Source organism: Scardovia inopinata JCM 12537, assembly GCF_001042695.1.
Lineage (GTDB): Bacteria > Actinomycetota > Actinomycetes > Actinomycetales > Bifidobacteriaceae > Scardovia > Scardovia inopinata.
Genome location: NZ_AP012334.1, coordinates 1,371,577 through 1,395,108, shown reverse-complemented (window position 1 = coordinate 1,395,108; position 23,532 = coordinate 1,371,577). Strand labels below are relative to the sequence as shown.

Annotated in this window: 19 protein-coding genes; 15 read left to right on the top strand and 4 right to left on the bottom strand. The window is 49.8% G+C overall.

Annotated features, from left to right (window positions below):
• Nucleotides 1-133 precede the first annotated feature (133 nt).
• The 10 genes from SCIP_RS05665 to SCIP_RS05620 all read left to right on the top strand — a co-directional run bounded on the left by SCIP_RS05665 (nucleotide 134) and on the right by SCIP_RS05620 (nucleotide 10,747).
• Nucleotides 134-769 carry a DUF4916 domain-containing protein gene (locus SCIP_RS05665; RefSeq protein ID WP_040591312.1) on the top strand — a complete coding sequence of 212 codons (636 nt, stop codon included), beginning with the start codon at nucleotides 134-136 and terminating at the stop codon, nucleotides 767-769.
• A 120-nt stretch (nucleotides 770-889) separates the two neighbouring features.
• On the top strand, nucleotides 890-1,861 hold the full coding sequence (locus tag SCIP_RS05660) for an alpha/beta fold hydrolase (RefSeq protein ID WP_115672844.1): 972 nt from the start codon (nucleotides 890-892) through the stop codon (nucleotides 1,859-1,861).
• 65 nt (nucleotides 1,862-1,926) lie between these two features.
• A complete protein-coding gene (gene gcvH, locus SCIP_RS05655) occupies nucleotides 1,927-2,427 on the top strand; it encodes a glycine cleavage system protein GcvH (protein ID WP_006293677.1) in 501 nt (166 codons plus the stop codon).
• Nucleotides 2,393-3,730 (top strand): App1 family protein, encoded by a 1,338-nt coding sequence (locus SCIP_RS05650; RefSeq protein WP_048349275.1) that lies wholly within the window; start codon nucleotides 2,393-2,395, stop codon nucleotides 3,728-3,730. Before gcvH ends, SCIP_RS05650 begins: the two co-directional genes overlap by 35 nt.
• A 54-nt stretch (nucleotides 3,731-3,784) precedes the next feature.
• The gene (locus SCIP_RS05645) at nucleotides 3,785-6,424 is read left to right on the top strand and encodes a S9 family peptidase (protein WP_006293679.1); all 2,640 of its coding nucleotides are present in this window, start codon (nucleotides 3,785-3,787) and stop codon (nucleotides 6,422-6,424) included.
• 40 nt (nucleotides 6,425-6,464) lie between these two features.
• The gene (locus tag SCIP_RS05640) at nucleotides 6,465-7,925 is read left to right on the top strand and encodes a lipoate--protein ligase family protein (RefSeq protein ID WP_407695018.1); all 1,461 of its coding nucleotides are present in this window, start codon (nucleotides 6,465-6,467) and stop codon (nucleotides 7,923-7,925) included.
• Nucleotides 7,926-7,956: 31 nt separating this feature from the next.
• Complete coding sequence (locus SCIP_RS05635; RefSeq protein WP_006293681.1) at nucleotides 7,957-8,622, top strand: ribosome maturation factor RimM; 666 nt, start codon at nucleotides 7,957-7,959, stop codon at nucleotides 8,620-8,622.
• Nucleotides 8,623-8,734: 112 nt separating this feature from the next.
• Nucleotides 8,735-9,577 (top strand): tRNA (guanosine(37)-N1)-methyltransferase TrmD, encoded by an 843-nt coding sequence (gene trmD, locus SCIP_RS05630; protein WP_006293682.1) that lies wholly within the window; start codon nucleotides 8,735-8,737, stop codon nucleotides 9,575-9,577.
• A gap of 490 nt (nucleotides 9,578-10,067) precedes the next feature.
• Nucleotides 10,068-10,511 carry a 30S ribosomal protein S16 gene (gene rpsP, locus SCIP_RS05625; protein ID WP_040591468.1) on the top strand — a complete coding sequence of 148 codons (444 nt, stop codon included), beginning with the start codon at nucleotides 10,068-10,070 and terminating at the stop codon, nucleotides 10,509-10,511.
• Nucleotides 10,512-10,513: 2 nt separating this feature from the next.
• Nucleotides 10,514-10,747, top strand: a complete 234-nt coding sequence (locus tag SCIP_RS05620; protein ID WP_006293684.1) for an RNA-binding protein — start codon at nucleotides 10,514-10,516, stop codon at nucleotides 10,745-10,747.
• A gap of 401 nt (nucleotides 10,748-11,148) precedes the next feature.
• On the opposite strand, the gene SCIP_RS05615 is transcribed toward SCIP_RS05620, so the two are convergent.
• The 3 genes from SCIP_RS05615 to SCIP_RS05605 all read right to left on the bottom strand — a co-directional run bounded on the left by SCIP_RS05615 (nucleotide 11,149) and on the right by SCIP_RS05605 (nucleotide 15,994).
• Complete coding sequence (locus tag SCIP_RS05615) at nucleotides 11,149-12,282, bottom strand: endonuclease/exonuclease/phosphatase family protein (RefSeq protein ID WP_231288055.1); 1,134 nt, start codon at nucleotides 12,280-12,282, stop codon at nucleotides 11,149-11,151.
• Nucleotides 12,283-12,526: 244 nt separating this feature from the next.
• Complete coding sequence (gene ffh / locus SCIP_RS05610; protein ID WP_006293686.1) at nucleotides 12,527-14,191, bottom strand: signal recognition particle protein; 1,665 nt, start codon at nucleotides 14,189-14,191, stop codon at nucleotides 12,527-12,529.
• A 33-nt stretch (nucleotides 14,192-14,224) separates the two neighbouring features.
• On the bottom strand, nucleotides 14,225-15,994 hold the full coding sequence (locus SCIP_RS05605; RefSeq protein ID WP_006293687.1) for a cysteine--tRNA ligase: 1,770 nt from the start codon (nucleotides 15,992-15,994) through the stop codon (nucleotides 14,225-14,227).
• 157 nt (nucleotides 15,995-16,151) lie between these two features.
• Between SCIP_RS05605 and SCIP_RS05600 the strand changes: the two genes are divergently transcribed.
• From SCIP_RS05600 to argF, 4 genes are all read left to right on the top strand, one after another.
• Entirely contained in the window at nucleotides 16,152-16,871 is a 720-nt protein-coding gene (locus SCIP_RS05600; protein ID WP_006293688.1) for a type 1 glutamine amidotransferase, read from the top strand.
• Nucleotides 16,871-18,847, top strand: coding sequence for an ABC-F family ATP-binding cassette domain-containing protein (locus tag SCIP_RS05595; RefSeq protein WP_006293689.1), 1,977 nt, complete (start codon nucleotides 16,871-16,873; stop codon nucleotides 18,845-18,847). Before SCIP_RS05600 ends, SCIP_RS05595 begins: the two co-directional genes overlap by 1 nt.
• 201 nt (nucleotides 18,848-19,048) lie before the next feature.
• Complete coding sequence (gene arcA / locus SCIP_RS05590) at nucleotides 19,049-20,371, top strand: arginine deiminase (protein ID WP_006293690.1); 1,323 nt, start codon at nucleotides 19,049-19,051, stop codon at nucleotides 20,369-20,371.
• Entirely contained in the window at nucleotides 20,368-21,405 is a 1,038-nt protein-coding gene (argF, locus tag SCIP_RS05585; RefSeq protein ID WP_006293691.1) for an ornithine carbamoyltransferase, read from the top strand. The genes arcA and argF overlap by 4 nt, the downstream gene beginning before the upstream one ends.
• Here argF and rnc read toward each other — a convergent pair.
• Nucleotides 21,377-22,192 carry a ribonuclease III gene (gene rnc, locus SCIP_RS05580; RefSeq protein WP_006293692.1) on the bottom strand — a complete coding sequence of 272 codons (816 nt, stop codon included), beginning with the start codon at nucleotides 22,190-22,192 and terminating at the stop codon, nucleotides 21,377-21,379. The two genes, argF and rnc, sit on opposite strands and share 29 nt — an antisense overlap.
• Nucleotides 22,193-22,333: 141 nt before the next feature.
• Here rnc and SCIP_RS05575 point away from each other — a divergent pair, with 141 nt between their 5' ends.
• Entirely contained in the window at nucleotides 22,334-23,482 is a 1,149-nt protein-coding gene (locus SCIP_RS05575) for a quinone-dependent dihydroorotate dehydrogenase (protein WP_006293693.1), read from the top strand.
• Nucleotides 23,483-23,532: the final 50 nt, after the last annotated feature.

Below are 23,532 nucleotides of genomic sequence, written 5' to 3'. Positions count from 1 at the left end.
ATAAAAGTAAAGTATAAATAAAAGTATGTAAATCGAACAAATAGAAGGATTGTCGGGAGAGCAGGAGTCGAAGAATTATCTGAAGGCGTAAGAACCAGATTCCATTATCACCTCTGAGGAGCATAATAGGGATATGCCAGTGCTAAATGATGAAGTTCCTGATCCAGGTGATTTTGATGCCAACCGTCATCGGGGTGAATTTGACAATATTACTCCTGATGACTTCATTCGTGGCTCAGGCGGCGCGAATCCGCCGGGTTGGCTGTCCAGCGAGGATGTGGATGACCTGCGCAAGAAGACGCCGATTCCTTATGTTGTGGTCGTTCCAGTGAGAACGGACGATCTGGGCAGGATCCGCCAGGTTGGTACTCTCTTGTGCGCAGATGCTGGAGATGATGCGGCTGTCCGCCGAACGCTTATTTCCGGGCGAATTCTCTATAATGAATCTATCCGTGAGGCTATTGCCAGAAATATTTCTAAAGATTTAGGTGATCTGACCCTGGCTTTTCTTCCCCCAACGGTTCAGCCCTTTACCATCGCCCAATTTTTCCCCACTCCAGGATTTTCTGATTTTTATGATCCTCGCCAGCATGCTATAGCCCTCTGCTACATTATCCCTATCGACGGGGATGTCAAACCCCAGGATGAAACCCTGGATGTGGAGTGGTCCCATCCGTCAGAGGCTCTTCAGCCTGATTTTCTCAATCAGTTGGGCCGGGGAATGGATGTGATTCTTTCGCAGGCATTGACCGGCAATGGTATGCTATAAGTAAGATAAATATAAATAAATTAAATATAAACAAGGTAAATAAAAAAACAATTAATATAAAAATATAACATAGACAAAATAAACAAAATAAATAAGATTGATTATTCCTAGGAGGCTGCGATGACTGATACCACACCAACTCTTCAAGCTCAGCAGGTTATGGATGCAATGTCAGACGATATGGAAATTGTGACCTCTGTATATAGAGATGGACAAGATGGGGATATTCCCGTAATCCTGCTTCATGCTTTTCCCCTGGATCACCGAATGTGGGGCAGGTGTGCTCAGGAACTGGTCAGAATTTCTGAAGAGAATCATGAAGATTTTCCCGTTCTGGCTCCTGATATGCCTGGTTCAGGTATGAGCCCGGTCCCTGATGCTGAACTTTCTGGCGAGCAGAATGATGATGGATCCTATAAACAGGCTTGTGATCGACTTGCTGTTTCCTATGTTTTGGCTGTGCAGGATATGGGCTACAGCAAGGCTGTGTGGGTTGGCATTTCTATGGGCGGGTATGTGGCTTTAGCCATTCAGCGCCTTTTCCCAGAAATGGTAGCCGGCCTTGTCCTGTGTGATACTAGGGCTGAACGTGACACGGCTGAGGGTTATGCCAATCGGTTGAACGTGGCCAGGCAAGCTTTGCTGGCACACTCTGTAGAGCCGGTCATGCATTTTGCCCGGCCTCAGGAAGATGATTCTGACTTTAAGAAATCTGACGAGTACATTGCTACTTTTACCGACTGGATAGATCAACAGAGTCCGGCTGGTATTGCCTGGAGGGAAAATATGGCTGCAGGCCGGCAAGATGAGACAGGAACCCTCGCTACCATTACCGCTCCGGCCACCCTGATCAGCGGTCAACTGGACCGGTTCAGCGGACCGGATGTGATGCGGAATATGGTTCCTTTGATGTCCGGGGCCAATCCAGCTTTCTACGAAATCAAAGATGCCGGTCATTTTTCTTGTTTTGAAAAGCCGACTGAGGTGGCGCAGGCGATTGAAGACACAGTCCGCAGGGTGGTAACTCTGGGCAAAGGAAATCAACCAGAGGGGAATCAGCCGGAAGGCAATCAGGTAAAAGAAGAATCCTGATCCGGACCGGATGCGAACCAAGAATCACGACCAGCAGATATGAACGAGACAGAAATGAGACAGACATGAATGATTTTGGCCTGAATCTGAATAACAGGGACGGAGAAGAAGAGTTTGATGATAACAACAGAAGTCAAGAAGATACGACAGGTTCTTCAGCTCCTGTAGGCGGGCAGAATTTTGATATCCCTGAGAATCTGTCTTATTCCGAAGACCATGTCTGGGTTGACTCCTCCGTTTCCCCAGCCCTGGTGGGAATAACGGCTTATGCGGCTGAACAGTTGGGAGATATTGTTTATATTGATTTCCCCGAAGAGGGTGACCAGGTACGGGTAGGAGACGAACCGGTCGAACTGGAATCAGCAAAGGCAATCAGCCCTGTGGTCATTCCAGTTGAGGGGACTATAGCGTATGTCAATACAGCAGCCGACAGCGATCCCCAGGTTGTCACCAACGATCCTTATGGAGAAGGATGGCTGCTAAAAATCAATCTTGAAGATGATGAACCGGATCTTCTGAATAGTGAGGAATATGCCAGAGCTATCGAACAGCAAAGCAAGAAATAGGCTGGAAGCCCATCAGAGGGAAGACCTGCGGGAAAGAACCCTGAAGAATGTTAAGGAAGATGCCAGGGAGGATATCCAGGAGGGGATTGAACCTCCCCCTGATACTATGGAGACTATCCCCATAATTGTTAAGCGAAGTTCCACCGTTATTGATGCCCCCTCCCTGGCAGAGCGGTTGAGGAAGAAATCAGTTCCCGCAAAAGTTGCCAAGGCTGCTGTGATATCTGGATTTAACCTATGGCATAAGGTTGCCAGCCTTGTGGCACGGTGGATCGGATGGACTCCACGGGTTGCTCCCTACGTGGGTTATGGGACCACCCAGTACGTCCGCTTGATTTGCCGAACGGTCCTGGGCATGCGTCATCTGGCCCCGACGGGGACCGTATCTCTGGGAATCCGAAATATGCTTATGATTCCAGCCCCGCATATACGAGTCAAGGCTAAAATTGACGATACCCCTATTTTGACTGCTCAGATAGGCAACTCAGAAGCATTTGAACCAGTCGGGGGAACAGACGAACTTAGCAGTCGGTCGATCTTTAGCGACAGCCAAGGATATTTGGATCTGATTGCGAAAAGAGAACTAACTCCAGGCGAGCATGAAGTTACCTATAAAGTTGCCGGCAGGAAACCGGTTAAAGCGCCGGTGTATGTTTTCTCCTCAACCACCAGAATCGGCATCATCTCCGATGTGGATGACACTATTCTGGTCTCACAGGTTCCTACCTTGCTCAAAGCAGTTTATAATTTTCTTTTTCTGAACCCTTACGAGAGGAGTTCGGTGCCTGGAATGGCTGTTCTCTACTCAAAGATCAATGATCTTTTCCCCGACGCGCCATTTTTCTATTTATCAACCTCTCCCTGGAATGTGGAAACAACTATAAGAAATTTTATTGACCGCTATGGTTTCCCCCAGGGGCCTCTCCTCCTTCGGGATCTGGATCCTAGGCCAAAGAAATTTACTCCTACGGGGGTCCAACATAAGCTGGAATTTGTTGAGCAGCTTATGAGTGATTTCCCTCATATGAAGTTCATTCTTTTTGGTGATGATGGTCAGAAAGATACCAGCACTTATGCACGGCTGACTTATATGTATCCCGGTAGAATCATAGCTATTGGCATTAGGCAGATTAGTCGACAAGAAGCAAGTATTCAGCAAAAGCTGTCCAGGTCCATTCCAGATGTTCGGTCTGCAGAAGTTCCCATGTTTTATGGGCCAACCGGGACGAGTCTGATGAGGTCAATGCTTCCGTATCTCAAGGCTTATGCGAATCAGGAAGAAGAACTTAAGGTGCAGGACTGACTGCGGGGCTAGGGCTGATTGTCTCAGGACTGACTGCTGTATCAAAGGAAAATTATGGGAAAAACTACTCAAAACACACAAAGTCAACGACCGGAGCCGGCTGAGAGGAATCCTCAGGCTATACGGCCGCCCCGGGCAAAAAAAGTAAGTCAGATCAGGTCAGTCCACGGAGAAACTTTTACTGATTACTATGAGTGGCTGCGGCAGAAGGAATCACCGGAAGTCCAGGCCTATGTAAAAGCGCAGAATGAGTATGCCTCAGCGCGTTTGGCACCGGAGAAAAACTTGGCTTCACGCCTCTTTGATGAGCTCAAGGCTCACGTTGAAGAGAACGACATGTCGGTTCCTGTACGTCTTTTCGACTACTGGTACTTCAGCCGCACCCAGGAAGGAGAGCAGTATGGAATTACCTGCCGAACTCCGATCAAGAATCAGGATGACTGGGATCCTCCTCAAATTCAGACAGGAGAAAATTACAGACTTCCCGGAGAGGAAGTAATTTTTGATGCTAATAAGGAAGCTCAGGGCCATGATTTTTTCCGCAGTGGGGGCATGGATTTGAGCGATGATGGCCGCTGGATGCTGTACCTGATTGATACTCATGGCAACGAGCGGTATGACTGCTATGTGCGAGATCTGAAGGAAAATGAGCAGCTTCCTGATTGTATTCGGGGGATTGGAGCGAATGCCTGTTTTACTCCTGATGGACAGTGGATTTTCTATACCCGGCTCGATCAGGCGTGGCGGCCTTGCTCAATCTGGCGCCATCACGTTGGGGATGATCTGTCGCAGGATGTGGAAGTTTATCATGAGCAGGATGAACGATTTTGGTGCGGGGTCGGATTATCTTTTGATGAATCCCTTATTGTTATTGAAACCGCCTCGAAAACTACCAGCGAAGTTCTTTTCTTGGAATCTTCGCATCCCTTGGGCGAGTTTTCGGTTTTTATTCCCCGCGCCGACGATATTGAATATGATGTCAGTTTTGCGAAATTTGAAAACGTTCGGGAGGCTGTGCAGGCTCAGGCTCGGGATCTGGAGTCCGATGGCCAGACAGAGAAAGCCCATAAACTCCTGTCTTTGCTTCCTCAGGTGGAAGTGGATGCTGATGGGGCCCTGCCTGTAGCTGTGGTCTCCCATAATGTTACTGATCCGAATTTTGAAATTGATATTATAAATATGAAGACCGAACAGGCCCCTTATACTTTGGGGCAAGGAGTCTGCATAGCCAGGGGGAGTGATTATGGCTGCGAGAAGGGGCAGGCCGATCATAAGGATCTTCCTGTAGATACCCCTTATTATGACCAGGTTAATCCTCAGATGCTTCAGGGTGCTCAGGGGCTCGCCATAGGGGGACTGGGGATTTACAGGAATTTTGTGACCTTGTCTTACCGCTCTTCTGGCCTGCCTCATATTGCTGTGGAGACCAAAAACAGGGTCTTGGCTGATTATCTGCTCGGTCAGCCCTGGCACTTTTCTGAGTTAAGGGGACCTGACCCGCAAGCTGTATATTCGATTGGTTTTACGGGTAATCCTTCCTATGACGCTCCGACTGTTCGATACAGCTACGGCAGCTATGTTCATCCGCCGCGTTTGTGCTCTTATAATCCCCATAGTGGTCAGAGTACTTTGCTGAAGGCAGCAAGAGTGAATAATTATACTGAATCTGATTATGCAGAAAGGCGGATTTGGGTCCGAACTCGGGATGGAGAAAAAGTGCCAGTATTCCTGACATGGAAGAAGGGGCTGGTCCCGGTTATGGACAAGGCATCTGATGATCAGGGCCGCCCTCTCGGCTTGGGGCAGACGGATTATGTGCTGACTGCCCCTTCGATGGAGGATGCTGCTCGGCGATCTGCTGCCCTGTGGGAAAACCAGGGCCACAATGTCGGCTCCGGTGCAGCTGAATTTTCAAGGACCAGCCGGATCGGGCAGACTGATAAACTTCATCCTGCTCCTATGTTTATAACTGCCTATGGTTCTTATGGCTATTGCACTGATCCTGGGTTTGGGACCTCTCGGTTGAGTTTTCTGGATCGCGGGGTGGTCAGAGTAGAAATTCAAATTCGGGGCGGGGGTGAAATGGGCCGAGCCTGGTATGAGCAGGGGAGAAGAATAAATAAAAACAATAGTTTCTTTGATTTTATTGATGTAACCGCTGCCTTGCAGGCTTGCGGCTGGGCCAGCCCGGAAACGACGGTAGCCAACGGGGGCTCTGCCGGTGGCCTTCTGATGGGGGCAGTGGCAAACCTTGCTCCCTTCCTTTATGCAGGTATAGAAGCCGACGTTCCTTTTGTGGATGCTTTGAATTCCATCCTTGATCCGTCTCTTCCCCTGACGGTAACTGAGTGGGATGAGTGGGGCGATCCTCTGCATAATAAAGATGTTTTTGATTATATGAAAGCGTATACTCCGTATGAAAATGTCGCATCGGGGCAAGAACGGCGTGCTGCCTTTGGGACTGAGCATTTTCCGAAAATTTTTATCACAACATCTATGAATGATACCAGAGTTCTCTATGTTGAGCCTCTAAAGTGGCTGTCCCGACTCCAGGAGGAAGAAGTCAGTGCTGATGCTTTTGCCCGAATAGAAATAGAGGCAGGTCATGGAGGAGTATCAGGACGATACAAGGCCTGGGAACAAATTAGTCAGGAAAATGCCTGGTGCCTGATGGTGCTGGGAATCAATCAGTGATGTGCAACGAGTGATATATCGATATATCGGGGTGAAAACAGTGAAGTATCGGGGAGAATACAAGGAGCCAGGAGGGAAATTGGTCGCCGTTGAAATCGACGACACCTGGCCTTCTTCTGGAACCTTCGTTCAGATAGATGGGGATTTTTTTATTGAAGGAACCTTGCATCCTGAAAAAGTTCTCGACAGTTTAGCCGAAGAAATCCTTTCCTCCTCTAGTGCGAGTGAATGTCTTGAATTGAACGATCCTGTCAAGTCAGATAGGCGTTTAAGCGTATCTCCGGGCAAGTGTTCAGGTCTATCTCTGAGCAGGCGTTCTGGCCTGTCTTCTGCGAAGTCCTCAGACAATGGCCTGTCTCATCCGGCAGATCAGGCACATTTGGCTGAGTCTGTCGAAAAAGCCCTGAATAGTTGTATGAAACGATGGGAAGAATCTGGCATTCTCTTTATAGGGATAAGTCCTCATGGACTGACCCAGGCCGTGATGCGGGCACTTGCCCAGTTCCCCGACATTGCAACCTTGCCCCCGTCGCTTCCTGAAGCTCCTGTTCGCCGCATTCCCCGTGTTTCTTCCACTCCATTCGGCAGATTGAATGTGCAGGAGCCATCAGCTTCTAAAAACAGTTTGAAGGACAGTTCTAAGAACAATTCTACAAACAGTCAAAATCAGTCAACCGCCGAAGCAGTGAGTGTGCGATCGGATCCTCGTTGGCAAAGCTTAAATCTGGAAATTATTCATAACCTCAGTGCTCCACCTATGAGCCCGGCTATGCAGATGGGGCTGGATGAAGCCCTGGGACAGGCTGTTGCTAGGGGCGATACGGGACCTGTCCTTCGATTCTGGGAGTGGGGGTCACCAGCGGTTGTTCTTGGCCTTCATCAGTCTGTCAGCCATGAGATTCATGAGGATCTGGCCAAAGACAAAGGATTCACCATTGTCAGGAGGCTTACTGGGGGAGGAGCAATGTTTATCGAACCGGGGAATACTATTACCTATTCCTTATACCTTCCTCTTGATTTTGTTGCAGGAATGAGTGTGGAATCATCCTACCCGTTCTGCGATGCTTGGGTTCTTGAAGCCTTGAACACGTTGGGAGTCAAAGCCTTTTACCAGCCAATTAACGATATTTCTTCCCCTCTGGGGAAAATTGGAGGAGCTGCTCAAAGGCGCTTTTCGGGAGGCGAAAGCGGTCCTGGCTGCCTTCTCCATCACGTCACCATGGCCTATGATATTGATGCTCATCTTATGACCTCCATCCTGAAAATTTCTCCTGAAAAAAGTGCTGATAAATCAGTCAAATCTGCCGCAAAAAGGGTGGATCCCCTCAAATCTCAAACTGGTTGTTCCCGGCAGGAAATCATTAATTTTATGTATAATTTTCTGCTGACAGCTCTGCCATATGCAAAGTCGGGAGAGCTTGGTTCCCAGCTGATGGCGGAGGCTGAACGGTTAAGTACTAATAAATATGCAATGAGTCAATGGGTGCATCGCATTCCTTAGAAAGCTGACAATTTCAGATGGACTCTGTAGCATGGAAACCATGACAAACTATCTGGAAACTGAAGCCGATGGGCTACTTCGCGTCTGTCGAATTGGCCGCGCCCAGGGGTTAAAGGGAGAAGTTAACATTCAGGTTTTTACTGACAGCCCCGTGCTCCGCTTTCAGCCGGGATCAATTCTTCTTGATAATCAGGGGAAATCATGGACTGTTGAGCGCTCGCGAACTTTCAAAAACCGATGGATCATCAAGCTTGAGGGGGTCGATGACCGCAACGCATCTGAAGAATTAAAAGGAATGATTCTGTATGTTCCTGCACCTGAGACCAGTACTGACAAAGCCAAGTCGTCCGCAGATTCAGACGTTCCCCCTGTTCCCCCTGATGCTGCCCCGGCCCAGGATGAACAGACCGGTGAGGAGGGTTGGTATCCGCAGGAATTGATTGGCCTGGAGGTCCTGGCTGTTGATGACCATGAAAGTGCCCTGGCTGCGGATTACGACGGTGTAGATGCTCATGTAATCGGCCATGTCTCCGAGGTGGATCTTAACAATCCTCAGCCCCTGATTACCGTGAAACTGGTTGATGCTGGCGGGAAAGAGGCCTTAATTCCTTTTGTTGAGGCCTTGGTTCCCATCGTTGATCCTGATGAAGGCTATATTCTTGTTGATCCTCCTGGAGGTTTGCTCGATCTGACATAATTTTGAGCAGAGCCCTGCGGTTGGTTAGGCCGCCACTTTGTCTGACGCTTGTGGTTGACGCTTTCGACTGGCTTTTATCGACGTTTTTGACTAAAACTTTGAAGGAAATAGTATGAAAATTGATATTGTATCCGTCTTTCCTGACTATTTTGATTCACTTCGTCTGAGCTTGTTGGGTAAGGCGCAGGATAGTGGAATCGTCGATTTACAAACCCATGATCTGCGGCAGTGGACCCATGATGTTCACCGATCCGTTGATGATACTCCGGTTGGCGGGGGGGCAGGCATGGTGATGAAGCCGGAGGTTTGGGCTGAATGTCTGGATGAGCTTATTGGGGGAAAGCCTGGTGATTTGTCATCATCGGGAGAACTTTCCGGTTCATCGGGAGAGCTTTCCGGTCCGGTCCTCATTTTCCCCAACCCTGCCGCTCTGCTGTTTAATCAGAAACAGGCCAATGACCTCTCCCGAAAAGAGCGCATAATTTTCGGATGCGGCCGGTATGAAGGTTATGATGCCCGAATTCCAACATATTACCGAGAGCGGGGACTCGACGTTCGTGAATATTCCATTGGGGATTATGTTCTTAATGGGGGGGAAGCGGCAGTGAGCGTCATGGTGGAAGCTATAACCCGCTTGATTCCAGGGTTTATGGGGAATCCTGATTCAATAGTGGAAGAATCCTATAGTGGGGCGGAAGGTTTGCTGGAATATCAGCAGTACACGAAACCAGCGCAGTGGCGCGGATTAGAGGTTCCTTCGGTTCTTCTGAGCGGGGACCATGCGAAGGTTAACCGCTTTCGGCGCGATGATTCTTTGACAAAGACGGCACGGATTAGACCGGATATTATTGAGCGCCTGGAGTGCTCTGCTTTAGATAAAGCGGATTGCAAGATTCTTGGTGGCTTGGGCTGGGATCTGTCAGGTTTGCATCCAAGGAAATCTCAGGAATTATAGAGTGTTACTCTTGGTCCCCGGCTTTTGGCTTTTTAGCCCTGCTTTATTGAGGAAGTAAGGCATTTATATCAATGTGGTGGGAGGCTAAAAACATAATGGCGTGGCCGGCTCACCCAAAGCGCAATTATATATGACCAGGGTTTGGTGTCGTGCGCCAGGCTCTTGTATATATGCGTGTTGGGTGAGTAAGGATGGGTGCATTGCGTGAGCCGAGACATGCATGGTGAGATATGCGTGTTGGGCGAGCCGGAAAAGATGAGGACGACCAGGTAGATGAGGATGAAGCTGCTCCGAACATGAGCTAAGAATTGCGGGACAAGCTGACGCCAGGGGAAAATAGTCAAAATCCATAAGTGCGTTTATAATGACCTGTGTTATCGCGTCTGGAGGAGCCCTCAAAACCTCGAGGCGTGGGTTCATGCACAGCACCAGTGGTTATGCCCCACATAATCGATGGAATGTGCGCCCCAAAGATACAAGGAGAGCCATTTTGGCAACACGTATTCGTTTGAAGCGTATGGGTAGGAAGTTCTATGCTTTCTATCGTGTAGTAGTCGTGGATTCCCGCAAGAAGCGCGATGGTAAGGTTATTGAAGAGATCGGCATTTATGATCCCAACAAGCAACCTTCCCTGATCCAGATCAAGTCTGACCGCGCCCAGTACTGGCTGTCTGTTGGCGCCCAACCCTCAGATCCAGTTCATAAGTTGCTGAGGATCACTGGCGATTGGCAGAAGTTTAAAGGTCTGCCTGGTGCTGAAGGCAGTTTGAAGGTAGCTGAAGAGGGGCCTGATGCTCAGGCTCGTGTTGAGGCTGCTGAAAACCAGGCTCAAAAGCTTAAGGCTGCACAGTCTGAGGAGAAGGCTAAGGAAGCCGAAGCTGCACAGGCTGAAACTGCCGATGAGACCGATCAGACCGAAGAAAAGGCTGAGTAAAAATGCTTACTGAAGCGGTGGAACATCTGATTTGCAATATTGTCGATTTTCCAGATGATGTGTCGGTAAAGTCATATCAGAATTCGCGAGGTGAGTTGATTCGCGTGCGTGTGAATTCTGAGGATATCGGCCGGGTGATTGGTCGTCACGGTCGCACAGCAACCGCAATCAGGACTGTTATTCAAGCGATTGCCGACCATAGCGTTCGCGTGGATATTATGGATTCCCGCCGATAGTTTAGATAATCTACGAGAATTCAAGCGCGAAGAATGTTTCGCTGCTTTTGAGCGATAGCGGACTCACTGAAGAAGTGAGTCCGCTTTTTGTTAGGGTTTTGTTAGGAAGGTTGAGCAGAGATGCAGTCAAAGATGTCAGTTCAAGTTTAGGCTCACAGACTGGGCTTGGCATAGACATGCGGCAGACGGGCGGTAGATATGCAAGAGGTATGCGGCAGACGCGGCAGGACATGCAGCAGGTATGCGGCAAATATCAAATATGCCAGGGAAGTCATGGCAGATACCTTAAGTAGGATATAGCAAACATGCTAAATAAGGCATAGCAAACATCCTGTGTGAATGTAGCGAGCTTGAGTGAGATATTGAGTGAGATATGCTGAAAGGTTCGATGTAGTGAGATTTCAGCGATTTTTAACCTGAAGGGTTGCAATGAGAGCTTTGTGATCAGTGTGTGGAATAGTTTGGGTAGTCAAGGAAGTCGCCTGGATCTGACCTGTGTAGAGCACGTGATCAATCTCGATGAGAGCGGGGAAGAAAGGCCAGGATGCTGGAAAAGTGAGGTTCATCCCCTTGTGGAGGGCATAGGAGGAATCTGTTAAACCGCTGGAAAGAACTGACCGTAATACCGCATGGTGAAGATTTGAATTGAGGTCTCCCATCACGACATTAGCTGTGACTTGACTGGAGTTTTTCAGATCTGCATTGTTAATCTTGCTGAAGGCAGACAGGGAAGAAATACTGGAGGACCAGGATGCCCCTCCCCGGCCGGGTGACTTGGGGTGAGTACTGGCAAAAAGAACTCGCTGTCCATTCACAGATAAGGTTACTGTGGGAATTTGAGAGGATGCGATGGAGATGGATTGTGGGTGGGCTTCGATCGGCTGAATCCGCGTCCAGATGGCATTAAAACCACCATTATCTTTTGAACTGTAATTTCCCAGCTGCCTGAAAGGAAGTTCCTGGCTGATTCCTTCACGGTCGAGACGATCCACAAAACGAGAGGTCACCTCCTGAACACAGAGGACATCAACCTTATGAAGTTTGACTTGATGAAGGATACTACTGGTATCTGCTCTTCCATAGCGAGCATTGATGGTCATAACTGTTATGGTTTGAGCTGCGGAAGTGGGGGTTGTGGAAGTCGCGGAAGCTGTGGGGGTTGCTGACCTTGCTGAAGCTGCGGATTTTGTTGGCGATGCAGAGGCTGCAGTCTGTGCAGTCTGATCGGGCATGGCAAGCAGGCTAGCAAGGGCATGGGGAAGGGGCATGAAATATCCAAGAGACCAGAGAACTTCTATGGCAATCAGCAGCAGGCTGACGAAGGATTGTGCCCAGGCGCGTCGGCTGAGAGTTATCAGAAAGATAATCAGCAGAGGGACCAGCAACAGAGGAATCAGAGCGGTTGCTTCGGGCAAGGGGCGGAAATGCTCCAGCTGCACAGGCAGATAGTGAAGGCACATCCATAGGAAGAGCAGGACTAGAAGAATCCAGATAACCATCGTATTTTTCTTTCGTTTAGTATGTTTGACCATCATTCCCCTCGCTAAGCAGTGATTTTACTGCGTGCTTTTCTACTCGTAATTCTCGTAATTCTTGCGTTCGTATGCCTTATCCTGATTTAAGCATGAACCTTATCCAGGCTTGGAGGCAGGACAGGTAACCAGATAATCAGGCATCGTCTGGTTACCTGGTTACCTGACCATCTGGCCAGACGACTGACCGATCACCCGATCGCCTGATCACCCAATTACCTGATCGCATGGTCACTTGCTTATCCAATCAGGCGTTTCCTCCCGGAAGATTGAGATTGCCGAGGGATCCCAGATCCAAATCTTTCAAACTATCCAGATTATTAGGTAGGTTTGTCGGCAGCCCTTGAGAAAGATGCCCGCCTACTCCCTGATTCGCTGATCTCTGCGGATTTTTCATGAAAGCAGAACCGGAAGACCTGCGGCCGCCCAATTTCTGGCGTAAGGCTTGCTCTTCTGCCTCCCTCTTCATGGGGTTGCCAGAACGACCGGATTTGTTCTTATTCTTCTTTTTGTTCTTCTTCGCTTTACGCGGAGAATTCATGCCTCCCATGCCCGGAAGAGAGGTCTGGCCGCCAGCGACTTTTTTCATCATTTTTGCAGCCTGATTGAAGCGTTGGAGCAGGCCGTTAACGGCGGAAACGGTGACTCCGGAACCATAGGCTATGCGAGCCCTGCGGCTGCCGTCAATAATGGCTGGATTGCGCCTTTCCTGTGGGGTCATAGAATGAATAATAGCCTCGGTGCGGTCAAGTTCATGCTCGTCGAACTGATCGATTGCCTGACGATACTGAGCCATTCCTGGAATCATTCCCAGCAGTTTTTTCATGGAGCCAAGCTGACGAACCTGTTGAAGCTGGGAAAGAAAGTCATCCAGACCGAAACTGCCTTCTGCCAGCTTTTCTGCGGCCTGCCGGGATTCTTCCTCATCGAATTGCTTCTGGGCCTTTTCAATCAGGGTAAGAATATCGCCCATATCGAGAATGCGGGAGGCCATTCGATCCGGATGGAAAACCTCAAAATCCTTCAGACCTTCACCAGTGGAGGAGAAGAGGATAGGCTTGCCGGTCACCGAAGCCACAGACAGGGCAGCTCCGCCTCGGGCATCACCATCCAGTTTGGAGAGCACTACTCCAGTAAAATCAACACCCTGATCAAAGGCTTTGGCTGTTGCCACAGCATCCTGGCCGATCATGGCGTCAATGACAAAAAGGATTTCATTAGGGTGAACGGCATCACGGATATTCCGTGCCTGTTGCATGAGCTCTTGATCGACTCCCAAACGGCCTGCGGTATCAATAATGACCGTGTCATAGAGTTTGGATTTTGCTACTTCTATGGAGTCGCGGGCCACCTTCACCGGGTCGCCAGCAGTCAAACCGGGAGAAACTACGTCAGAAGTTGCTGACTGTACACCGGGTTCAGGGGCATAGACAGGAACGCCAGCCCTTTCGCCCACAACCTGAAGCTGGGTGACTGCATTAGGCCTTTGCAGGTCAGCTGCAACCAGCAGAGGGGTGTGGCCCAGGTCTTTAAGCCAATAGCCCAGCTTCCCGGCCAAGGTGGTTTTTCCTGCACCTTGCAGACCTGCCAACATAATGATAGTCGGAGGATTCTTGGCAAAATTAAGGGGACGGTCAACCCCGGCTCCAAGAATATCGGTGAGCTCATCGTTGACGATGGATACCACCTGCTGAGCAGGGTTAAGAGCCTGAGATACCTCTTCGCCCAGGGCTCTCTGCCGGACTCGGGCAGTAAAACTCTTGACCACGGTAAGTGACACGTCCGCGTCCAGAAGGGCTCGGCGGATTTCCCTGATGGTCCCGTCAATATCGGATTCAGAAAGTTTTCCCTTGGACCTGAGATTTTTGAAGGCCTCGGTTAAACGATCGGTAAGTGAACTAAATGCTGCCATAATTGTCCATTTTAGAGGAAAGCGGGTAAATTGTTACTGATTCAGTTTCCAACTTGTGCCTTGGGGGCTGTCTTCAATAGTGATTCCAGCTTGGTTGAGGGAGTCCCGGATAGCATCAGCCTGAGCAAAATCCTTGTTCTTTCGAGCCTCCTGCCGCCTATCCAGCTGATCGCTGACCAGGGCTTCCAGGGCTTCTAGAGCACTGACAGCCGATGAAGATCCAGCGGGTGCTGCGCTGCTCTTCTGACCGACTGGGGAATAGGCAGGGAAACCGTCTCCTCCGGGCAGCCATTGAGGATCCAGGGGATCCAGGCCAAAGACGTCGAGCATTGATCTGACCTGAAGGAGGATTTTTTTCAGACTGGAAAGGGAAGATCTGTCTGTCTGCTGAGCATGACTTTCGTTGGCGTTCTGCCAATTCTCCTCATTGATGAAGCCGTTCCCCCGGCGAATGGAGGTATAAATGGCTGCCAGGGCAGGAGAGACATTGAAATCTTCATTCATGGCTGTAACAAAATCAGATGGCAGATTGTCTGCCGTCAAGGAACTGACTTCATCCCGACTGGGTTGGCCAGTCAGTTCTCCAGCCCTGTCAACGAAGTTCATGATTCTGGTGTAAGCACTTTTGGCCTCTTCCAGAGTTTGATCTCCCCACTCCAGCATGGACCGGTAGTGGACAGTAACCAGGGCGTAACGGACCATCCAGGGGCTGTAATGTGTCAGGACAGAGTCTATGGACAAGCCGTTTCCCAAGGATTTACTCATTTTTTCGCCCTTTTCGGTTACCCAGGCAGAATGCATCCAATAATGGGCAAAGCCCCAACCTGCAGCGCGCGACTGGGCCATTTCGTTTTCATGATGGGGGAAGCGCAGGTCAAGCCCCCCACCATGAATATCGAAATCGTCTCCCAGATATTTGCGGCTCATGGTAGAGCATTCCAAGTGCCAGCCTGGGCGACCGGTTCCGAAGGGAGTCTGCCAGCGGGCACTGGGCGGGTCTGTCGGCTTAGACGCCTTCCACAGGGCAAAGTCACGAGGGTCATGTTTGCGTTCGGACTGATCCGCTGGATCGGTGGGATTGTATTTGTCATTTCCTGGTGCATCAACGGAAGGAGCTATAGCATCGGCGATTCGAGCCGCTTCGGCCAAGGAATCCGCCTCAGAGGAATCCGCCTCAGAGGAATCCGCCTCCGCCAGGGAGCCGCTTTCGGTCTCGCCGTCAGGCTGCCCGGAGGAGACCCCTGACTCCTGATGAGTCAGGGCCCCATACTGGCTCCAGGAAGGAACATCGAAGTAGACATTGCCGGAAGGGCTGCCGTCTGGATTGGGAATAATATAGGCATGACCCCGATCAATAAGACGCTGCACCAGATTGATCATGTCAGGAATATGGCCGGTTGCCCGAGGCTCATAAGTAGGATTGAGGACTCCTAGGGTGTGATAAGCCTTGGTGAACTCGGCTTCGTAATAGTAGGCTCTGGCCCACCAGTTCTGCCCTTGGGCAGCAGATTTGTCCAGAATCTTGTCATCAATGTCGGTCACATTGCGCACAAAGACAACTTCATAACCTAATTTCATCAGCCAGCGGCGAATAAGATCAAAAGCCACTCCAGCCCGCAGGTGTCCAACATGGGGGGAGCTTTGAACCGTAGCTCCGCACACATATATAGTTGCCTTTCCGGGAGTGATAGTAGTAAAATCAACAATCGCGTGCCGGGCGGTGTCGTAGATGCGGACTTTCTGGGCGGCTGCAGAAAGGGAACCCTGGGGTTCTATGGTCAGGCCGTTTATTGTACTGGTCATTTTTCCTCGTGATCTATGGGATGTTCTGACTTACACTTTAGCGCATAGAGCCTATTCCTTTTTTTAATCTCCCTCTTTCTGTCCTTTGCTTCCCGCCCCGCAGCCCCAACCCAGTCCTCCCTGGTGCCTTGTTGGATACCCGTGACACAATAAAAATATGGCACAATCGCAGGTTCTTATTTTTCAGCATGTTCCCTGGGAAAAGCCGGGGAGAATAGCGTATAGTTTAGAGGATTGCGGGCTGGACTACTGCACCCTGTCCGTAGCAGGGGAGGAAAATCCTGATCTGCCGGAAGTAGCCGATTTATCTGGCCTGGTCATTATGGGAGGCCCCATGGGCGCCAGAGATTTTGATGCATATCCGGGGCTAAAGGCCGAAAACAGGCTGGCTAAAGCTGCTATTAAAGCCGGAATTCCTACTATTGGGGTGTGCTTGGGTCATCAGATTATGGCAGCCGCTCTGGGAGCTAAAGTGAAGTCTGGAGACAATCAGGAGATTGGCTTTTTCCCCATCAGCCGGCAGGCCAGGGATTCATATCTGCCCTTAGGAAAGCAGCCTCAGACAGTTCTTCACTGGCATGGTGATACGGTGGCATGTCCGGAAGGAGGAACCTTGCTGGCTTCCAGCCAGAAAACCAAGAATCAGGCTTTTCGATATGGATCAGCTTTGGGGATGCAGTTCCATTTGGAGGTTGATTCCCTCCTTTTTGAGGAATGGATGTCGACGAAGGAAATGACTGGGGGAATGAAGAAATCTGACATATCCCGTCTGAAGGATGATTTTGATCGTTATTCGTCCTCAATTCAGCTCTTAGCCGATTCTGTCTTTTCTGCCTTTGCTGCTCGCTGCATGACTTTTATGAGGGATAAGGCCTGATGCCCACTTTCGATCTGGGCCTGGAACAGGTCTCCTTGTCGTATGCCACCAAGGATATTTTTGATGCGGTAACTATCGGAGTCAACGAGGGCGACCGGATAGGGATTGTTGGCCGCAATGGAGATGGGAAATCAACTCTTTTGGATCTTCTCTCTGGCAACAAAGAGCCGGATAGTGGCAGAATTTCCCGCAGGGGCGGCCTGTCTTTGGGAATTCTTCAGCAAAAGGACTGTCTTAACAATGATGATACGGTTCGGCAGGCTGCCTTATCGGGCAGGCAGGATTATGAATGGGCTGCCCTGCCTTCTACCCGGGAGATTGTTGAGACACTGCTGAACGGGATGAGCCTGGATCAGAAGGTAGGCTCCTTATCCGGCGGGCAGAGAAGACGAGTGGATTTGGCGCGCCTTTTGGTTGATAATTGGGATATTATTCTTCTGGACGAGCCTACCAATCATTTGGATCTGCCTACTATCCACTGGCTGGCTGAGCATCTGAAGAACAGGTGGGCCAGGGGGACCGGAGCCCTTCTGGTAGTGACTCATGACCGGTGGTTCCTGGATGAAGTCTGCACTCATATGTGGGAAGTACACGACGGAACCATAGACCCTTTTGAGGGCGGTTACAGCGCATACATTGAGCAGCGGGTGGAAAGAGACAGGCAGGCTGACCTGGCGGAAACCAAGCGTCGGAATCTGGCCCGCAAGGAGTTAGCCTGGTTGACCCGGGGAGCCAGAGCTCGGTCGACCAAACAGAAGTTTCATCTGAAAGCTGCCCGGGAGCTGATTGCTGATGTTCCTGAGGTGCGCAACACGGTTCAGCTAAAGCAAATGGCCACATCCAGGTTAGGAAAGGATGTGGTGGATCTGGTTCATGTTACTCAGATTTACCCGGTAGATAGTGCGGAGAATAAGGGATCTCAGGCGAAAGAAGGAGTTCAGCCTGGGCAGTCTGGGCAGTCTGCTGACGATCTGGTAACGGTGGATATGACCGTCGACCTTCCGGACAATTCCCGGTCTGACACTCAGTCTGCCAGAAAGGTCTCTCTTACCGGCAAACGGGTCCTTAACGATGTGACCTGGCTGATTGGTCCCGGGGATCGCTTTGGGATTGTGGGAGCCAACGGGGTGGGTAAGTCCACCCTGCTGAAAATTATTGATGGCAGTCTGACCCCTACCCTGGGCAGGGTAAAAATTGGGAAAACAGTTAAATTTGCTCTTCTGTCCCAGCAATTGGATGAACTGGAAAAACTGGGGAAATATACGGTTCGTGAGGTTCTGAGCCGGTATAAACCCACATATCTGGTAGAAGGGAAAGAAGTTACTCCTAGTCAGCTAATGGAAAGGCTGGGTTTTGAATCGGCACAGCTGATGACCCCTATTCGTGACCTGTCAGGAGGTCAGAAACGGCGGATGCAGCTTCTGCTTATCCTTCTCGACGAGCCTAACGTGTTGATTATGGATGAACCGGGGAATGATTTGGATACCGACATGCTGGCCGTTATGGAAGATTTGCTGGATTCCTGGCCGGGAACCCTAATCGTGGTCTCTCATGACAGTTATCTCTTGGAGAGGGTAACCGATCAGCAGTTTGCCCTGATTAATGGCAAAATTCAGCATCTGCCCGGGGGAATCAATGACTATTTTGCACTTTTGGATCAAGCATCAACCCATGGCGGACCAGGGTCTCACCTTCTGCCTGGCCGGGAGGAGACTTCATCGGGAGGCTTAGGGCAGGCTGATGACAAATCTGTCCGATCAGCCAAAAGGGAGGCATCCAAGAAGTCGACAGCCATTGAACGTAAGCTGAAAAAGCTCAGCCTGGCCCAGGAAAAAGTTATGAAGCATATGGCTGATCACGATCCCAGTGATTACGAGGGCCTGAACGATTTGAATTCTGAACTGACTGATCTGAAAAAGCAGGCTTCTGATTTGGAAGAGGAATGGCTGTCTCTACAGGAATTTATTGAAAGTTAAATAACAAAAAAGATAAGCACAGGCAGTCAGAGAGATGGGAGAAAGTCGTTGGAAGAGCAGAAAAAATGAGAAGAAGAGCGGGGAGGCCATTTCGTATGGCAATACAAAAATATGCGGAAAACTGCTAAAAAATGAGGGAATCCTTATATTTTCCGTCAATGTGAGGGCTTAGGCTGGGGAAAAAGTTCAAAGGAGCCACCTATGACAGAAGCGAAAGCGATAACACAGGACCGGCAGAGCGCTGCGAACGATGAAGGTCCTATCCATGTAAAATCGGAAATCGGCCGTCTGAAGAGTGTCATTGTACGCAGACCAGGCAGGGAAGTGGAGAACATTACTCCAACTTTGATGGATCGTCTCCTTTTTGATGATATTCCTTATCTTCCTGAAGCTCAGAAGGAACATGATGAGTTTGCCAGGACTCTGCGGGATCTGGGAGCTGAAGTTCTTTATCTGGAAGATTTGACAGCCCAAGCTTTGGAGGACGAAGAGGTTCGACAGAAGTTCGTCAGCCAGATTTTGGCGGAATCGCATTATCGTCTAGGCTATGTTCACGATGGCCTTCAGGAGTATCTTTTGAGTCTTCCTGCCCGGCAGATGGTGCAGAAAGTCATGGCTGGAGTCCGTAAGGACGAGGTTGATATTAGAATCATCAGCCTGGAAGAGCTGGCCGAGAATGCCAGCTATCCCTTCCTGCTGGAGCCCATGCCCAATCTCTACTTTACCCGTGATCCCTCTGCCATTATAGGAGATGGAGTCCTGATCAACCATATGGCTTTCCACGCTCGCAAACGGGAATCTGTTTTTATGGATTATATTATTCACTATCATCCCAGGTTCCGTGACAGGGAGATCCCGGTCTGGCGAGGCAGGAAGGTTCACTCCCGGATTGAGGGTGGAGATGTACTGGTTCTCAACGATCATGTGGTGGCCATTGGAATTTCTGAGCGGACATCGGCTAATGCAATTGAGGACGTGGCCCGGTCTCTTTTTGGCCGATCCTCGTACGATACGGTTATTGCTATTGATATTCCACACGGGCATGCCACCATGCACCTGGACACCGTTTTTACCATGATCAATACCAATCAGTTCACTGTTCATCCCTCCATCATGGATGCCAGGGGACATATTGACACCTACATTGTGCGGCCGTCGCCTGAACATGCGGATAGCAGCCTGAAGAGCGGCCAGGGCAGCTATGGGGATGGAGCTATCCAGATTACTCATCAGACGGATTTGGGGAAAGTCCTCAAGCGAGCTCTGGGCCTGAGCGACATTGATCTTATTCCCACCGGCAACGGGGATCCAGTCGTAGCTCCCAGAGAACAGTGGAACGACGCTTCCAACACCTTCGCCGTTGCCCCGGGGGAGGTAGTGACCTATAACAGGAATTATGTGTCCAATGATCTTCTGCGTCAGCATGGGGTTATTGTTCACGAAATAGAATCCAGCGAGTTGTCCCGCGGCCGGGGCGGCCCCCGCTGTATGACCATGCCGCTAGTAAGGGAGGACCTTGCGTGACCTCATCAAATAATCCATTCCAGGGCCGCAGCTTTTTAGCCTGCAAAGATTTTACTCCTGAAGAGATCAATTATCTGGTTGATTTTGGTCTGCATCTGAAGAAATTGAAGAAAAATCACATTCCCCACCATTATTTGGAGAGCAAAACCATAGCCCTCCTTTTTGAGAAGACCTCGACCAGGACTCGTTCGTCCTTTGTGGTCGCTGCCAACGATTTGGGGGCGCATCCTGAATTTATGGGATCCGACAGCACTCAGTTAGGTAAAAAGGAATCGGTGGAAGATACTGCCCGGGTGTTGGGAAGTATGTTCGATGGCATTGAGTACCGAGGCTTCCGCCACAGTGATGTAGAGACCCTGGCCCGCTTTTCCGGTGTACCTGTTTGGAACGGACTGACAGATGACTGGCATCCCACTCAGATGATTGCCGATTTTATGACAATCAAAGAAAAGTTTGGGCATCTTAAGGGGCTGAATTTGACCTTTGTAGGTGATGGACGCAATAACATGGCCAACAGTCTCCTGGTCGCCGGAACCATGATGGGGATTAATGTGCGGATTTTAGCGCCTTCTCAATTGCAGCCGTCTGAGCAGGTGGTAGCCATTGCTACAAAATTTGCCGCTGAAACCGGAGCTAATTTTCTTATCACGGACAACATTGCTCAGGCTGTTCATGGATCTAATATTATCTATACTGATGTCTGGGTTTCCATGGGGGAGAGCAACTGGGAAGAAAGAGTGGCTCTCTTAACTGATTACCAGGTGACGATGGATATGATGAAGCAGACCGGGACGCCGGATGATCAGTTGATTTTCCTGCACTGCCTGCCTGCTTTCCACGATACTGCTACGGTTTATGGAAAAGAAATTCAGGAAAAATATGGAATATCTCAGATGGAAGTAACCGATGAGGTTTTTCGATCAGACTATGCCTGGCAGTTTACTGAAGCGGAAAACCGGATGCATTCCATTAAAGCCATCATGGCGGCTACCTTGGGGAATTTGTTTATTCCTCTTCTGCCACCGGTAGAGTAGCGTCCGGCAGGCTTGCGTCCGGCAGGCTTGCGTCGTTGATGGATTCAGTTTTCGAGTCCAGCTGATGCCAGGCTTTCTGAGCTGCATCCAGCTGGGCTTTGCGTTTGCTACTTCCTCGTCCCCAAGCTACATCCTGGTCATTGATAAGCAGGTAAGCGGTGAACTCTAGATGGTTTTCGGGTCCGCTCATCTCCATTCTGTAGGACACTTCGCCCAGGTTCATCTTGTGAGCCTTGATGACAATGGCAGTTTTCCAGTCCAGGGCTGGTCCTTCTGTGGTATAAAAGGCAAGATTATCATCGAGCAAATGATGGATGACCTGGCGGGCCTTGTCAATTCCCTGTTCTATAAAAACAGCTCCGATGAGGGATTCCACCACATCGCAGAGGATGGAAGGTTTATAGGCCCCCTTGTCTCTCTGCTCGCCGATTCCCAACAAAATAAACTGGCTGATCTTGAGCTTGTCCCGGGCAATTTCTGATAGGGATTCTTCAGATACGACCTTGGAACGAATTCGGGACATTTGTCCTTCGCTATATGTGGGATGATTTTTATACAAAGTTTCCGTGATAACCAGTTCTAAGACGGCGTCTCCCAGGAATTCCAGCCTCTCATAATTGTGGGCCAGGGGATGCTCGTTGGTGAAGGACCGATGGGTGAGTGCCTCGACGAACAGGTCGGGGCTGATGCTGGTTCCCAGGGTTGAGAAAAGTTCCTGTGCTGCTGGAGAGAGAGCCCTGTCGTTGGATTTGTTCTGCTGATCGTGCTGGTGTGTTTGTTCACTCATAGGGCCATTCTAAGCGGGTGCCAGTCCAAAGGCAGAGAAATCTCATGGAAGAGTGCCTAAGTTCGTATACTGTGTTGTAGAGTGGAAAGGCAGCTAAATGAAGGCTGCTGGTCTCTTCAGTACCATAAGCGAGGTAGCAAGATGTCGTATGTATCACAGTCTCCTGTGAGGAATTCTATCAATTGGATCAGTGAAAGAGCCTTTCAATTTGCTTATAAAAACGTTGTCAAATCATACGTTTTCAATCAGTCACCGGATGAAGCCCACGAGCAGATGGTACGCTTCTGCAGAACCAGTCAGAAAATCGGCCCCCTGATGTGGCTTCTTCAGCAGATGCTGGACTATACTGATCCTATTTTGGAGACCAGGGTCATGGGAGTAGATTTTTCCAATCCTTTTGGGCTGTCAGCAGGTCTCGATAAAAATGCAGATTTGCCCCTGGTGCTGGAGAAGGCCGGATTCGGATTTGAAACAGTGGGATCAACCACGGCTCGGCCTTGTGCAGGCAATTCCCGACCATGGTTCCACAGACTTCCCGAGTATGCATCGATGATGGTTCATGTGGGTCTGGCGAACGATGGTTCTGACCAGCTTATTCGCCGGGTGAATCAGGCGTATAAACGGTCTCAGACTATGAGGCTGTCTGTATCTCTGGCCCGGACCAATGATGATCACAGTGGGGATATCGAGGAAGGAATTGAAGATTATTCCCAGTCGCTGACCAGGGCAGCAGGCCATTCGCACATGATTGAAATCAATATTTCCTGCCCTAATACTCGTGTCGGAGAGCCTTTTACTCAAGCGGACAACCTGGACAAGCTTTTTGCTCGCCTTGATCAAATTCCTCATCCTCAGCCTCTATTAGTTAAGATGCCTCAAGATAGGACCTGGCCGCAGTTTAAGGATTTGCTTGATGTACTTGCAGAGCACAAGGTTGAGGGGGTAACCATTGCTAACCTGCGCAAAGACCGCACCGGTCTGGATATTCCTCAGGATTGGGCCGGTAACCTATCAGGGCTGCCCGCTCAGAAGACTAGTAACGCTTTGGTTGCCAGAACCTATCAGTCGTATTCGGATCGGTTTGTTATAGCCGGTGTAGGTGGAGTCTTTACTCCTCAACAAGCATACGACAAGATCCGTCTGGGAGCCAGCCTGGTTATGTTCATCAGCTCTCTCATGTACAGAGGCCCTCAAAACATTACTACCCTCAAAAGAGGTCTGGCGGATTTACTCAGGAGGGATGGGTACACCAGCGTGGAGGAAGCAGTGGGCTCAGCCTTGAGAAGGTGAGCCCTGTCCCCTGAGTACTAAAGTATTAACAAGAGATTAACGAGAATATT